General features: G+C 72.1%; 14 protein-coding genes. 7 read left to right on the plus strand and 7 right to left on the minus strand.

The window, feature by feature from the left end:
• Window positions 1-17: 17 nt before the first annotated feature.
• From ACQCO7_RS34375 to ACQCO7_RS34385, 3 genes are read right to left on the minus strand one after another with little or no spacing between them, the layout of a single operon-like run.
• Window positions 18-806: a hypothetical protein gene (locus tag ACQCO7_RS34375; protein WP_464075465.1), complete on the minus strand. Its 789-nt coding sequence runs from the start codon at window positions 804-806 to the stop codon at window positions 18-20.
• Window positions 806-2,068, minus strand: a complete 1,263-nt coding sequence (locus ACQCO7_RS34380) for a VWA domain-containing protein (protein WP_464075466.1) — start codon at window positions 2,066-2,068, stop codon at window positions 806-808. The genes ACQCO7_RS34375 and ACQCO7_RS34380 overlap by 1 nt, the downstream gene beginning before the upstream one ends.
• 55 nt (window positions 2,069-2,123) lie before the next feature.
• Complete coding sequence (locus ACQCO7_RS34385; protein ID WP_464075467.1) at window positions 2,124-3,614, minus strand: IucA/IucC family protein; 1,491 nt, start codon at window positions 3,612-3,614, stop codon at window positions 2,124-2,126.
• A 110-nt stretch (window positions 3,615-3,724) separates the two neighbouring features.
• Between ACQCO7_RS34385 and ACQCO7_RS34390 the strand changes: the two genes are divergently transcribed.
• The 3 genes from ACQCO7_RS34390 to ACQCO7_RS34400 are packed head-to-tail and all read left to right on the plus strand — an operon-like array spanning window position 3,725 to window position 6,452.
• Entirely contained in the window at window positions 3,725-5,245 is a 1,521-nt protein-coding gene (locus ACQCO7_RS34390; RefSeq protein WP_464077351.1) for an IucA/IucC family protein, read from the plus strand.
• Window positions 5,246-5,265: 20 nt separating this feature from the next.
• Window positions 5,266-6,174 carry a HipA family kinase gene (locus ACQCO7_RS34395; RefSeq protein WP_464075468.1) on the plus strand — a complete coding sequence of 303 codons (909 nt, stop codon included), beginning with the start codon at window positions 5,266-5,268 and terminating at the stop codon, window positions 6,172-6,174.
• Complete coding sequence (locus ACQCO7_RS34400) at window positions 6,171-6,452, plus strand: Rdx family protein (RefSeq protein WP_050371922.1); 282 nt, start codon at window positions 6,171-6,173, stop codon at window positions 6,450-6,452. Before ACQCO7_RS34395 ends, ACQCO7_RS34400 begins: the two co-directional genes overlap by 4 nt.
• Before the next feature lie 3 nt (window positions 6,453-6,455).
• On the opposite strand, the gene aceB is transcribed toward ACQCO7_RS34400, so the two are convergent.
• The gene (aceB, locus tag ACQCO7_RS34405; RefSeq protein ID WP_464075469.1) at window positions 6,456-8,081 is read right to left on the minus strand and encodes a malate synthase A; all 1,626 of its coding nucleotides are present in this window, start codon (window positions 8,079-8,081) and stop codon (window positions 6,456-6,458) included.
• Window positions 8,082-8,146: 65 nt separating this feature from the next.
• Window positions 8,147-8,752 (minus strand): nucleotidyltransferase family protein, encoded by a 606-nt coding sequence (locus tag ACQCO7_RS34410; RefSeq protein ID WP_464075470.1) that lies wholly within the window; start codon window positions 8,750-8,752, stop codon window positions 8,147-8,149.
• Window positions 8,753-8,919: 167 nt separating this feature from the next.
• Here ACQCO7_RS34410 and ACQCO7_RS34415 point away from each other — a divergent pair, with 167 nt between their 5' ends.
• Window positions 8,920-9,228, plus strand: coding sequence for a DUF5955 family protein (locus ACQCO7_RS34415; protein WP_464075471.1), 309 nt, complete (start codon window positions 8,920-8,922; stop codon window positions 9,226-9,228).
• A gap of 32 nt (window positions 9,229-9,260) precedes the next feature.
• On the opposite strand, the gene ACQCO7_RS34420 is transcribed toward ACQCO7_RS34415, so the two are convergent.
• Entirely contained in the window at window positions 9,261-10,055 is a 795-nt protein-coding gene (locus ACQCO7_RS34420; RefSeq protein ID WP_464075472.1) for an IclR family transcriptional regulator, read from the minus strand.
• Between the two features lie 227 nt (window positions 10,056-10,282).
• Here ACQCO7_RS34420 and allB point away from each other — a divergent pair, with 227 nt between their 5' ends.
• The 3 genes from allB to ACQCO7_RS34435 all read left to right on the plus strand — a co-directional run bounded on the left by allB (window position 10,283) and on the right by ACQCO7_RS34435 (window position 13,396).
• On the plus strand, window positions 10,283-11,623 hold the full coding sequence (gene allB / locus ACQCO7_RS34425; protein WP_464075473.1) for an allantoinase AllB: 1,341 nt from the start codon (window positions 10,283-10,285) through the stop codon (window positions 11,621-11,623).
• A gap of 33 nt (window positions 11,624-11,656) precedes the next feature.
• Entirely contained in the window at window positions 11,657-12,781 is a 1,125-nt protein-coding gene (alc, locus tag ACQCO7_RS34430; protein WP_464075474.1) for an allantoicase, read from the plus strand.
• 225 nt (window positions 12,782-13,006) lie between these two features.
• A complete protein-coding gene (locus tag ACQCO7_RS34435; RefSeq protein ID WP_464075475.1) occupies window positions 13,007-13,396 on the plus strand; it encodes a guanyl-specific ribonuclease in 390 nt (129 codons plus the stop codon).
• 56 nt (window positions 13,397-13,452) lie between these two features.
• Here the strand turns inward: ACQCO7_RS34435 and ACQCO7_RS34440 are convergent, their stop codons facing one another.
• Window positions 13,453-13,653 (minus strand): hypothetical protein, encoded by a 201-nt coding sequence (locus ACQCO7_RS34440; RefSeq protein WP_464075476.1) that lies wholly within the window; start codon window positions 13,651-13,653, stop codon window positions 13,453-13,455.
• Window positions 13,654-13,733: the final 80 nt, after the last annotated feature.

Below are 13,733 nucleotides of genomic sequence, written 5' to 3' on the forward strand. Positions count from 1 at the left end.
GAATCATCAGGTTGTGATCACACCCCCGGCGGCACCCGCGACGGCCTCCCCGTCCCCCGGGTCAGCGTGTATCCGCCGATCCCCGCGAGCGCGGCGAGGATCGCGCCGACCCCGGTCCACACCCAGCGACTCGACCACCACCCCGACGCCCACCCGTCCTCGGGCTCCAGGCTGAACAGCGACGCCTTCGAGTCCTCCTGCGCCTTGGTGGCCGCGACGCCGGGCACCAGCGGCTCGGACAGCCACCCGTCGACCGCCGCGGCGCCGCCGATGTGCTTGGAGTCCACGCGGAGTTCGGCCGAGACCGGCAGCCCGAGGTCGGCGGTCTTCACGCCGACGGCCGTGAGGCGGACGTAATACGTGCCGGGCAGCGGGTCGTTGGCCCACGGCTCCGACCAGGACCTCACCGTCCGCAGCACGCAGGCGAGTTCGAGAGAACCGGTGCCCTGCGCGGCGGTGTGCGTCTGCGCACCGTACTGGCACGCCTGGCGGCGGCGTAGACCGTCGTACACGTCGAGCTGCCAGGTCTGGCCCGTGTGGGCCTGGGGGAGCTTCAACGTGGCCTTGACGGTGGGGCGTTGGCCCGCGTCGGCGGGGAACGACCAGTACATGTAGTCACCGGTCGAGCCGCTGGCCGTGGCCGTCTGCCCCTGCTCGATCTCGGCCGCCGTACGGAACGACGTGCCCGCCGAGGTCGGCACCTTGACGTCGCCGGACGGGCTCGGGGAGGGGGAGTCGGCGGCGGCCGGAGCCGCGGCGAGGCCCAGCGTCAGCAGGGCGGCACTCAACACTCGTACGACACGCATCAGTTGGTCCTCCAGACCGCGAGACGCCAGCGGGACAGCCAGCCCCAGAGCAGACCCGCCAGGAAGCCGACGAGCACCAGCACACCCAGCAGCCACCAGCCGCGGCCGAGACCGAACGACGCGACGTCACTTGCCGGCGACGGCGCGTCCACGACGTCCACCGTCAGCTCCAGCGGCAGACCGGGAGTCGTCTTCACCCCGGCGGCCGGGGAGAACGAGTTGGTGATCTGGAGACACACCGTCTCGGCCGGTGCGTCGTCCTCGTCGCTGTCCTCCTTCGGATAGCGAAGTCCCGTGGACAGGACGTCCGTTCGGCCCGTGCCCGACGCCTCGCCGCGCACGATCTCCCGGCCGCTGCGCGTCACCGCCCGCACCAGCAGCCCGTAGTTGGGGTCCACGGCCCGGTCGGCCGAGACGCTCACCGAACTCCGCAGCTCCTGGCCCGGCTTGACCTCGACCTTGTACCAGCGCTGCTGCGCGAACTCCGTACGGTCCGTGTACAGACCGGACTTGAGGACCGGCGCGCTCGCGCAGGTCGCCCCGCCCGTGGTGGCCACCGGCGTCACCACCGGCGCGGCGGCGCGGTCCACCAACTGGTTGACCTTGTCGGTGAGTTCGGTGGTGTGCTCGACCGACGTGTACGTCCCGCCGGTCGCCTCCGCGATGCAGCTGAGCTGCTGGCGCATCTTCGTGTTGGGCACCAGGCCCAGTGTGTCGATGGTCAGCCCGATGCCCTTGGCCGCGATCTCCCGGGCCACCACACAGGGGTCGAGCGGCGCGCAGGTGTCCTCGCCGTCGCTGATCAGCACGATCCGCTTCGAACCGGTGCCGCCCTCCAGGTCGTCCGCCGCCGCGAGCAGCGCCGGGCCGATCGGCGTCCAGCCGGTCGGGGAGAGCGTCGCCACCGCCGTCTTCGCCTCGGTGCGGTCCAGCGGGCCGACCTTGTAGAGCTGCGAGGTGTCCTTGCAGCCCGTCTTCTGGTCGTCGCCGGGGTAGTTGGCCCCGAGCGTGCGGATACCGAGCAGGACGGTCTCCGGGGTCGCGTCGAGCACCTCGTTGAACGCCTGCTTGGCCGCGGCCATCCGCGTCCCGCCGTCCATGTCCTTCGTCCGCATGGAGCCGCTGACGTCGAGCACCAGGTCGACCTTGGGCGAGAGAGCGGTGGTTTCGTCGGCCGCCGCCGCGGTCGGGAACGTGAGCCCGACCGCGAACGAGGCGAGCAGGGCGCAGACTCCCGCCGCCAGCCGTTGTGTTCTGATCATCGACGGATCTTATGGACCGGGGACGCTCCGCTTCAAAACGAGCCCTGGCAGGCGGTCAGTTCTTCAACGGGTTGGGCAGCAGCGCCCATTGGTCCCCGCTCACCCCCGGCGACAGCCGCATCAACGTCAACGCCTTGGTGGGGAGCGGCTGTTCACGCAGTGCCGTGAGGTCCTCCGTCGGCGGCAGGTCGGGTACGGCCGCCTCCAGCGCCTCCGCCAGCGCCGTACGGCTGCCCGCTGTCGAGCCGAGCGCGCCCGCCACCAGCGAGCCGAACAGCTTGCGGCGCAGGGCCGTCACGTCGTCCGTGAGGATGCGCTCGGGGAGGTCCGGGAGGGGGATTCTGTGCCGGGTCAGGCGAGTTGGGCTGACCCTGATGTCCGCGAGGTCCCGGTAGACCAGCCGCACGGGGGTGCCGTCCCCCGACAGGACGACCAGGAGGTTCTGGCCGTGTGCCTCCAACGCCACGCCCAGGTCCAGGAGTTGCAGGCCGACCGTCAGGCAGAGCCGGGCGAGGTCCGCCAACCAGCCCGGGCGGGAGGGGAGTCCGGTGAGCGGGAGTGCCGCCACCGGGACGATGTGCTCGCCGGGGGCCGCGTACCGCTGCGGCGACTCACGCCAGACCGCCGCGAGGTCGGGGGAGTCGGCCGTCGCCGCGCCCGGCGTGCGGGTGACGTGCAGGAGGCCGTCCGTGCGCGCGGCGACCGTCTCCGCGAACGCCGAGAGGGTCGCCGAGGCGAGGATCGAGCCGATCGAGATGTCCCGCACGGAGGAGGTGAGGCGGGCGCTGAGCGCCGTCTTGACGTGCGGGCCGCCGCCCTGGAGGGCGAGAGTGCGCAGGGACATCAGGGGGTGCGCCGTCAGGCCCGCGTCGGCCGTGCGCTTCAGGACGTGCCGGGCCTGCCAGGGGTGCGCCGGGATCAACAAGTGGGCGCCGTCCCGCAGTTCGTCCGGCCACTCGCCGGACACGAGGCACTCCTCGACCGGGACGGGGACCAGGCTCAGCCGTACGTCCGGGCGGTGCTCCGGGCCGTACGCGAGCTGCTCCGCCACCGAGAAGCCGGGCCGGGAACGGCAGTTGGGGTGATACGGGTGACCGTCCACCACGCGCTGCTCCCACTCCCAGTCCGAGGCGGGCCAACCCTCGCCGGGCGTCTCCTGGTTGGCCCGGGACAGGGCCAACGACGCCGTGCTGTGCGCGAGTTCGGCCGCGAAGCCCGTCGCGTGCGGGACGCCCAGGTCCGTCATCAGGCGCGCGGGGTCGTCGTACCCGGCATCGTCCAGACGCACGACGGTGACGTACCCGTCCGTCGCGAACGGGTCCGGGGACGGGCCGTGCAGGCGGCGGCCGTCCGCGAGGCGCAGCGTCCCGGCCGGCTCATGGGCCGTGATCCACGGGAGGGGCTCGTGGGTGAGGGCGCGCCACAGCCGGGTCAGGACGGCGGCGCGCGCACCGGGCAGCTCGGCCGCGTACCGGGGGCCGAGGTCCGGCCGGTGGACGGCCAGTTCGGCCGCGATCGCGGCCTCGGCGGCGGGGGGACGGTGCACGGACGGGCTCCTTGGGACGAGTTCACCGGTTGGCGGGCGATACGGACGGAAGCGTACGGAGGGTGTCATGGCAGGCTGTGCCGACGGCGATACTGATCGCCCCCGCCCGCATGGACCGTAGAGAACGAGTGCACCGAGTGACTGCCCACCCCCCGGCCCCCGACGCGTACGCCTCGGCGCCGCTGCTGAACTGCCTGCTGCGGGAGGTCGCGGAGCCGACACCGGAGCCCGGCGTCCACCGCCTGCCGAGCGGCCGGCTGCTGAGGGTGAGAGGCGAACGCAGGCCGATGGAACCGGAGTTGACCGGCGCCCCCGCCCACCTCACCGACCCCGCCCACCTCACCGACCCCGCCCACCTCACCGACCCTGCTCCCGCCCGCCCCCTGGACCACCCCGCCCTCGTGGCCCTCGTAGCCGAAGAACTCCGCCTCCACACCGGCCTCGACAACCCCGACCTGCCCGCCGAGATGCTCGACAGCCGCGAGGTCGTCGCCGCGATCCTCGCAGCTCGCGCCCTCGCCGCCCCGCCGCAGGACCCGTACCGCCGCTCCGAGCAGTCCCTCGTCACCGGCCACCCCTACCACCCCGCCCCCAAGGCGCGCGGCGGCGGGCCGGCCGCGAGGTGGCTGCCGTACGCCCCCGAGGCGTACGCCGCCTTCCCGCTCGCCCTGCTCGGGGTGCGCGAGGACCAGGTCGTCGAGGAGGGGGACGTCTCGGCGCTGGACGCGCTCGGTGAGGCGCCCCCCGGTTACCGCCTGCTCCCCGCGCACCCCTGGCAGCTCGACCTCCTCGGCGGGGCGTTGCAGCAAGCGGTTGCGGAAAAGCGGCTGATCCACCTCGGCACCACCACCCCCGACGCCTGGCCGACCGCCGCGATCCGCACCGTCTACACCCCCGCGCACGACCTGTTCCTGAAGTTCAGCCTGGACGTCCGCATCACCAACGACATCCGCCGCCTCTGGGCCCACGACCTGCGCAGACTCCGCCGCACGGACGAGGCGGCGGCCCGAGCCCTCCCCGGCGTCTGGCTGAGCGACCGCGGCTACCGCACCGCCGCCTTCGCCTTCGAGGAACTCGCCGTCCTGGTCCGCGACGGCTTCGGCGACCTCACCGCGACCCCCCTCCTCGCGGCGGCCCTCGCCGAGGGCTTCGACGGCAACCCCCTCGCCGCCACGACCGACCCCGAGGGCTGGTGGACGGCGTACCTCAGGGCGGTCGTACAACCCGCAGTAACCGGTTTCGCACAAGGCGTCGTACTAGAAGCGCACGCCCAGAACACCCTGATCGTCGTGGACGCCGAAGGCACCCCCGTCCAGGCCCTCTACCGCGACGCGGAGGGCGTCAAGCTCCTCACGGACGTCGACCGCGCGGCCGGCTGGGAACGCCTCGTGTACACGCTCGTCGTCAACCACCTCGCCGAGACCGCCGCGGCCCTCGCCGAACACCACCCCGGTTTCGCCCCCTGGCCCGCCGTACGAAGGGAGTTCGAGCGGTACGACCTCCCCGAGGCGAGGGCACTCCTGTCGGCCCCGACACTCCCCGGCAAGACGAACCTCCTCCTGCGCTGGACCCGGGCGGACGGCGCGGACGCCCGCTACCTCCCGCTCCCGAACCCGCTGGCCGGCCCCTGACCTGGCTTAGGCTGGCCCCTGTGCTGCGCGAAGTGACTGCCGTCCGATACGTGACCCCCCTCAGGTCGGGCGGTTCCGTGCCCGGCGTCGTCGAGGCCGACGACCTGGGCACGTACGTCGTGAAGTTCACCGGCTCCGCGCAGGGCCGCAAGGCGCTGGTCGCCGAGGTGATCGTGGGCGAGCTGGCGCGGGCGCTGGGACTGCGGTTCCCGGAACTGGTACTGGTCCACTTCGACCCCCTGATCGCGGACGACGAACCGCACCAGGAGGTCCGCGACCTGCACGCGGCCAGCGCCGGACTCAACCTCGGCATGGACTACCTGCCGGGCGCCCGGGACTTCACGCCGGATGTTGCACAAGCGTTTGCTGTCGATTCTCTGGAGGCCGGCCGCGTCGTCTGGCTGGACGCCCTCACCGTCAACGTCGACCGCACTGTCCACAGCTCCAACCTGATGGTCTGGCCCACCTTCGGCACGGCCCCGCCCCGCCTGTGGCTCATCGACCATGGCGCGGCCCTCGTCTTCCACCACCGCTGGGACGACTCCGAGCCGGAGAAGGCGTACGACTTCCGCCACCACGCCCTCGGCATGTACGCCCCGGACGTCCGCGCGGCCGACGCCGAACTCGCCCCGAAAGTGGCGGAAGACCTGCTCCGCACGATCGTCGCCGAGGTCCCCGACGCGTGGCTCACCGAGGACTTCGCGACGCCCGCCGAGGCCCGCGAGGCGTATGTGGCGTACCTGCACGCCCGCGTACGCGCCTCCGCGCAGTGGCTGCCCACCGACTTCCCCACCCGGGACGAACTCGCCGCCGAGAACGCCCAGCGCGCGGCGGCGAACCGGAAAGGACGCCCCGCGTGGCTCAAGCAGGTCCCCGACCTGCACGGCAAGCCCGCGGCCGAACAGGATTGGTCGGTGCACCTCGGATGAGTGGCCGTGTCGAGATCGAGTACTGCACCCAGTGCCGCTGGCTGCCGCGCGCGGCCTGGCTCGCGCAGGAGCTGCTGACCACGTTCGAGGGCGAGTTGACGGAACTCGCGCTGAAGCCGGGCACGGGCGGGGTGTTCATCGTCCGGGCGAACGACGAGGTCGTGTGGGACCGGCGCGAACAGGGGTTCCCGGAGCCCACGGCCGTGAAGAAGGCCGTACGCGACCGAGTGGCCCCGGGGAAGACCCTGGGCCACTCGGAACGGTCGACTCCCGCGTGAGGCTCAGCCCTTGAGCCGCTCGTACGCGGGCAGCGTCAGGAAGTCCGCGTAGTCGTCGTCCAGGGCGACCTGGAGCAGCAGGTCGTGAGCCTGCTGCCAGTGACCGGAGTTGAACGCGTCCTCGCCCGACTCGGCCTTGATGGAGGCGAGTTCGTCGGCGGCGATCGTCCGGACCAGGTCCGCCGTCGCCTTCTCGCCGTTCTCGAACTCCACGCCCGCGTCGATCCACTGCCAGATCTGGGAGCGGGAGATCTCGGCGGTGGCCGCGTCCTCCATGAGGTTGAAGATGGCGACCGCACCGAGTCCGCGCAGCCACGCCTCGATGTAACGCACGCCCACCTGAACGGCGTTGACGAGTCCGTCGTACGTCGGCTTCGCGTCGAGCGAGTCGATCGCGATGAGGTCGGCGGCGTCGACGCGGACGTCCTCGCGCAGGCGGTCCTTCTGGTTCGGCTTCTCGCCGAGGACCTTGTCGAAGGACTCCAGCGCGATCGGGACCAGGTCGGGGTGGGCGACCCAGGAGCCGTCGAAACCGTCGTTCGCCTCACGGTCCTTGTCCGCGCGGACCTTCTCGAACGCGACCTTGTTGACCTCCGCGTCCCGGCGCGACGGGATGAACGCGGCCATGCCGCCGATCGCGTGCGCGCCGCGCTTGTGGCAGGTGCGGACGAGGAGTTCGGTGTACGCGCGCATGAACGGGGCCGTCATCGTGACCAGGTTGCGGTCCGGGAGGATGAACCTGTCGCCGCCGTCACGGAAGTTCTTCACGATGGAGAACAGGTAGTCCCAGCGGCCCGCGTTCAACCCCGAGGCGTGGTCGCGGAGTTCGTAGAGGATCTCCTCCATCTCGTAGGCCGCGGTGATGGTCTCGATCAGGACGGTCGCGCGGATCGTGCCCTGCGGGATGCCGACGTAGTCCTGCGCGAAGACGAACACCTCGTTCCACAGGCGGGCTTCGAGGTGCGACTCCGTCTTCGGGAGGTAGAAGTACGGGCCCTTGCCGAGGTCGATCAGGCGCTGTGCGTTGTGGAAGAAGTACAGGCCGAAGTCCACGAAGGCGCCGGGGACCTGAACGCCGTCGGCGTCCACGAGGTGGCGCTCGTTCAGGTGCCAGCCGCGCGGGCGCATCACGACCGTGGCGAGTTCGCCGTCCGGGCGCAGGGCGTACGACTTGCCGGTGCGCTCGTCCGTGAAGTCGATGTTCCGCCGGTAGGCGTCGGACAGGTTCAGCTGGCCCAGGACCACGTTCTCCCACGTCGGCGCCGAGGCGTCCTCGAAGTCCGCGAGCCAGATCCTCGCGCCCGAGTTGAGGGCGTTGACCGTCATCTTGCGGTCGGTGGGGCCGGTGATCTCGACGCGGCGGTCGTCCAGGGCGGCGGGGGAGGGGGCGACCCGCCACGACTCGTCCGCGCGGATCGCCGCCGTCTCCGGGAGGAAGTCCAGCGTCGAGGTGCGCGCGATCTCGGCGCGGCGCTCCGCGCGCCGGGCGAGGAGTTCGGCGCGGCGAGGGGTGAAACGCTGGTGCAACTCCGCCACGAAAGCGAGCGCCGCGTCCGTCAGGACCTCCTCCTGCCGGGGCAGGGGCTCGACGTCGACGAGGGTCAGCGGGGACGGCGCCGGTGCGGACATGAGCGGTCACTTCCTTCGCGAGGATAATTCTGTGTAATGGATAGTAGTTTCCTCATCGTGGAACTTCAATGCTCTGTTGAATCCAGCCGCCCCAGATCCGCCTCCACGTCGATGTCGTACGCCTCCGCCACGTCCCCGCACTCCACGAGCCGCACCCGATGCCCCCGGAGGTACTCCCGGGCCCCCTGATCCCCCGTGGCGGCCTCCGAGATCCCCGCCCAGTGCGCCGACCCGAACAGCACGGGATGCCCGCGTACCCCGTCGTAGGCGGCCGACACCAGCGACCCCTCACCCTCGTACGCCTCCACCACCCGCCGCACCGCCTCCGGCCCGATCCCCGGCTGGTCCACCAGCGACACGAGCACCGCACGCGCACGCGTGAGGGCGACCGACTCCAGCCCCGCCCGCAGCGACGACCCCATGCCCTCCTTCCACGCCGGGTTCTCGACGAGCACGCAGCCGTCGAGGCGCGCGGTGCGCCGTACGGTGCCGGCGGCGGCGCCCAGAACGACGTGCACGCGCGCGAGACCGGCCGTACGGAGTGTCGTCACGGCGTGTTCGACCAGCGGGCGGCCCCTGTGGGGGAGCAGCGCCTTGGGGCGTCCGCCGAGGCGCCGCCCGCCGCCCGCCGCGAGCAGCAGAGCGGCCACCTGGACTTCGTTGTGCGTCATCCCTCCTGCATACCTGGACCGGTCCTCCCGCGCGTGTGCGCGGGGGGCTGATTTTCCGTCCTTCGTGTGGCGCCGTGCCGGACGGGTGGCGTTTACTGGCCCGCGTCCTGAGGCGGGCTCGGCCGCCGCCCCGGGGCGTCATGGCGCGAGGGGGAACGGGAGACACCGTGCTGCGGAGCGTGGGGCAGAGGGAAGTGACCGACGAGGATCCCAGAGTCACGGAGTTGCGTACGGCCGTCTCGCGCCTGCGCCGCGAACTCGCCACGCATCCGGCGGAGTTCCCGGACCGGGCCGTCGCCGAGGACGAACTGGCGGCGCTCGCCGCGATGGCGGACCACGGCATGCCCGAGATCCCTCGCCTGCGGACCTCGCTGCTGGCGCTGGCGGGGGCGATCGGGTCGGTGAGCGCGCTGTCGCGGGGGCTGTCGGAGGTGCGGGCGGCGGTCGAGCTGTTCGGAGGGCCGGGGCGGGGGTGAGGGGTCGGCGGTCGTGTCCGCCGAGCCGCGCGTCAGCCGGCGTTCTGGCTGGCCAGTGAGACGGACAGCTCGCGCGCGACCTGCTGGAGCACCGGGACGATGCGCTCGGTCGCCTGTTCCGTGACGCGCCCGGCGGGCCCGGAGATGGAGATCGCCGCGGCGGTGGGGGAGTTCGGCACGGAGACGGCGAGGCAGCGGACGCCGATCTCCTGCTCGTTGTCGTCGACGGCGTACCCGAGGTCGCGTACGGCCGCCAGGGCGGCCAGGAAGGCGTCGGGGGTGGTGATGGTCTTCTCGGTGGCCGCGGGCATCCCCGTGCGGCCCAGGAGGGCGCGTACGTCCCCGTCGGGGAACCCGGCGAGGAGCGCCTTGCCGACGCCGGTGGAGTGCGGCAGGACGCGCCGGCCGACCTCCGTGAACATCCGCATCGAGTGCTTGGACGGCACCTGCGCGACGTACACGATCTCGTCGCCGTCCAGGAGCGCCATGTTCGCGGTCTCCCCGGTCTCCTCGACGAGCCGCGCGAGGTGGGGGCGCGCCCAGGTGCCGAGCAGCCGCGACGCCGACTCGCCGAGGCGGATCAGGCGGGGGCCCAGCGCGTAGCGACGGTTCGGCTGCTGGCGGATGTACCCGCAGGCCACCAGTGTGCGCATCAGGCGGTGGATCGTCGGCAGCGGCAGCCCGCTGCTCGCCGACAGCTCGCTCAGCCCGACCTCGCCCCCCGCGTCCGCCATCCGCTCCAGGAGGTCGAACGCGCGCTCAAGGGACTGGACCCCTCCGCCTGCGGACTTGGCGGACTCGGAGGTGCTGGCGCTGGACGGCGGCACGGCGCGTTCCTTTCGGCAGGCAGGAGGCAGCAGCCTACCCGTGGCGTGTTGACTCCTCGGCGGTGCGTCGTTACGTTCTGGCAGATGAAAGCATAATTCCGCGATCCGGAAAGTGCTGGGTCGGAGGGTGGGCTCTTGACGCTCCGAAGGGGCTGAGTGAAGACTCCTTCAACAGAAAGTTGAACTTCGTTACGGGGATGTAAACCCAGGTCAGAGAGGGGTCCCGCGTGTCCGAGGCCGAATGGGTCCTGCGCTCCACGCGCGTGGTCACGCCCGAGGGCGAGCGAGCCGCCGCGATCACGGTCGCGGGCGGCGTGATCACCGCCGTCCTGCCGTACGACGCTCCGCTCCCGCCCGGCGCACGCGTGGAGGACGTCGGCGACCACGTCGTGCTGCCCGGCCTCGTCGACACGCATGTGCACGTGAACGACCCCGGCCGCACCCACTGGGAGGGCTTCTGGACCGCCACGCGCGCGGCGGCGGCCGGCGGCATCACCACCCTCGTCGACATGCCGCTCAACTCCCTCCCGCCGACGACGACCGTCGAGCACCTCGACGTGAAGCGGAAGGTCGCCGCCGACAAGGCGCACACGGACGTCGGCTTCTGGGGCGGCGCCCTGCCCGACAACACGGCCGACCTGCGCCCCCTGCACGACGCCGGGGTCTTCGGCTTCAAGGCGTTCCTGTCGCCTTCCGGCGTCGACGAGTTCCCGCACCTCGACCGCGAGCACCTCGCGCGCGCACTGGAGGCGATCGCCGCCTTCGACGGCCTGCTGATCGTCCACGCGGAGGACCCCCACCACCTCGAAACCGCGCCCCAGCAGGGCGGCCCGAAGTACGCCGACTTCCTCGCCTCCCGCCCGCGCCATGCCGAGGACACGGCGATCGCGCACCTCCTGGAGGAGGCGAAACGCCTCCACGCGCGCGTGCACGTGCTGCACCTGTCCTCCAGCGACGCCCTCCCGCTGATCGCCGGGGCCAAGGCGGACGGCGTCCGCGTCACCGTCGAGACCTGCCCGCACTACCTGACGCTCACCGCCGAGGAAGTCCCCGACGGCGCCAGCGAGTTCAAGTGCTGCCCGCCCATCCGCGAGGCCGCCAACCAGGACCTCCTGTGGCAGGCCCTCGCCGACGGGACGATCGACTGCGTGGTCACCGACCACTCGCCCTCCACGGCCGACCTGAAGACCGACGACTTCGCCACCGCGTGGGGCGGCATCTCCGGCCTCCAGCTCAGCCTCTCCGCCGTCTGGACGGCCGCCCGCGCGCGCGGACACACGCTGGACGACGTCGTGCGCTGGATGTCGTCCCGTACGGCCGCCCTGGTGGGCCTCGACGGCCGCAAGGGCGCGATCGCCCCCGGCCACGACGCCGACTTCGCCGTCCTCGCCCCCGACGAGACGTTCACCGTCGACCCCGAGGCCCTCCAGCACCGCAACCGCGTCACCGCGTACGCGGGCCGGACCCTGTACGGCGTCGTCAAGTCCACCTGGCTGCGCGGCGAACGCATCCACGCCGACGGCGAGTTCACCGCCCCGAAGGGCCGCCTCCTGACCCGCGACCACTGACACTCGCACCGGCCACTCCCGAAAGGCACCCCCGTGACGGCGATCCCCCGTTTCACCGGCGACGCGCAGCCCTACCAGGGCGGTGATCCGTACGCGGACCACCGCGGCGCCGACCTCCCCTTCACGCACCTCGCCGACCTCGCCGACCGGCAGCTCGGCGCCGGGGTGATCGCCGCGAACGACGAGTTCTTCGCCCACCGGGAGAACCTCCTGCTGCCCGGGCGCGCGGTCTTCGACCCCGAGCACTTCGGGCACAAGGGCAAGGTCATGGACGGCTGGGAGACCCGCCGCAGGCGCGGCGCCTCGGCCGGGCACCCCTGGCCGACGGCCGACGACCACGACTGGGCGCTGATCCGCCTCGGCGCCCCAGGCGTCGTCCGCGGCATCGTCGTCGACACGGCCCACTTCCGGGGTAACTACCCGAAGGCGGTCTCCGTGGAGGCCACGTCGCTGCCCGGCGCGCCCTCCCCGGAGGAACTCCTCGGCGACGACGTCAAGTGGACCACCCTCGTCCCGCGCACCGAGGTCGGCGGCCACGCGGCGAACGGCTTCGCCGTCGACGTCGAACAGCGCTTCACGCACCTGCGCCTCAACCAGCACCCCGACGGCGGCATCGCGCGCCTGCGCGTGTACGGCGAGGTCGTCCCCGACCCCGAGTGGCTCGCCGTCCTCGGCGCCTACGACGTCGTCGCCCTGGAGAACGGCGGCACCGCCGAGGACGCCTCCAACCTGTTCTACTCCCCGGCGTCCAACACCATCCGCCCCGGCCGCGCCCGCCAGATGGACGACGCCTGGGAGACACGCCGCCGCCGCGACCAGGGCAACGACTGGATCCGCTACCGCCTCGCCGCCCAGTCGGAGATCCGCGCGGTCGAGATCGACACCGCCTACCTGAAGGGCAACAGCGCCGGTTGGGCCTGCGTCGCGGTCAGGGACGGCGAGGACGGCGGGGACGACGCCTGGCGCGAGATCCTCCCGCGCACGCGCCTCCAGCCCGACACGAACCACCGCTTCGTCCTCCCGGAACCGGCCGTCGGCACGCACGCGCGGGTGGACATCTTCCCGGACGGCGGGATCTCCCGGCTGCGGCTGCACGGCGCGCTCACCGGGAAGGGCGCGGCCGACCTGGCGGCACGTCACCGGGAGCTCGGCGGTTGATCCGTACCGGGTGAACCGATGAGTTCCGCGCGCGGGGCGGGGTCCGGCCTGACGGCAACGGGCCCCGCCCCGCGCCGTGGAGCCCGAGAACCCCGTCGCCTCGCGGCCGGACTCCCGGCCGATGCCCAGCCGCAGGTTAACTTCCTGAAAACGCTTCGGACTTGCCGGGAAAATCTTCGGAGTTGTCGTTGACATGCCATCATCTACGCGCGTCATCATGGACCCATGAGATTCCCCCCACGCATCACCCGAGTCGGCGCCGCTGCCGCCGTCCTGTCCGCCCTCCTGGTCGGCGGCACCGTCGCCACCGCGTCCCCGGCGGCTGCCGCGGTCGGCAGCATCTGCTACGGCGACCTGCCGTCGCAGGCGCACACCACCCTGGACCTGATCGACCAGGGCGGTCCGTTCCCCTACTCGCAGGACGGCGTCGTCTTCCAGAACCGCGAAGGCGTCCTGCCGAGCCGGTCCAGCGGCTACTACCACGAGTACACCGTGATCACCCCGGGCTCCTCGACCCGCGGCGCGCGCCGCGTCGTCACCGGGCAGCAGTCCCAGGAGGACTACTACACCTCCGACCACTACGCGACCTTCGACCTGATCGACTTCTCCTGCTGAGCCACCCCCACGCTCGGCCCTGAGGACAGGTGCCCCCACCCGGAAGCCCGACTTCATCAGTCGGGCTTCCGGCGTTCCGCGACGGCGAACAGCGCGCACCCGAGCACCACGAGCGCGATGCTCGCGTACACCTCCGCCCCGTCGAGGAAACCGGCCTTCTGCACGAGACCGACGTCCCAGCCGGCGAACTCGTGCAGGAGTCCCATTCCGCCCTGCACGAGGGTGATGAAACCGAGAACCTCCAGCAACTGCTTCATGCCTGCGAGTCTCGCCGCGCGGACCCCCCTCGCACATCGGCCGCCGGGCGACGTCGCCCCGACGGAAGGAGCCGGTCGGG

It is taken from the genome of Streptomyces saintjeani, from assembly GCF_055409605.1.